This window comes from Lactiplantibacillus sp. C232 (genome assembly GCF_023806725.1).
Classification (GTDB): Bacteria; Bacillota; Bacilli; order Lactobacillales; family Lactobacillaceae; genus Lactiplantibacillus; species Lactiplantibacillus plantarum.
In genome coordinates this window covers 1-275 of the sequence record NZ_JAMSKZ010000070.1, presented here as the reverse complement: position 1 = coordinate 275, position 275 = coordinate 1, and the positions used below count along the sequence as shown (strand labels likewise).

Below are 275 nucleotides of genomic sequence, written 5' to 3'. Positions count from 1 at the left end.
AGGAACCAGCCGCCTAAGGTGGGACAGATGATTAGGGTGAAGTCGTAACAAGGTAGCCGTAGGAGAACCTGCGGCTGGATCACCTCCTTTCTAAGGAATATTACGGAAACCTACACACGCGTCGAAACTTTGTTTAGTTTTGAGAGATTTAACTCTCAAAACTTGTTCTTTGAAAACTAGATAATATCAAATATATTTTTTCATAATGAAACCGAGAACACCGCGTTTTTTGAGTTTTTTATTGAAGTTTAATTATCGCTAAACTCATTAATCGC

The 275-nt window shown here is 38.2% G+C and carries 1 rRNA gene; it reads left to right on the top strand.

The features are described from left to right. Nucleotides 1–90 (top strand): 16S ribosomal RNA (locus tag MZO41_RS16665); the annotation flags it as partial. Nucleotides 91–275: the final 185 nt, after the last annotated feature.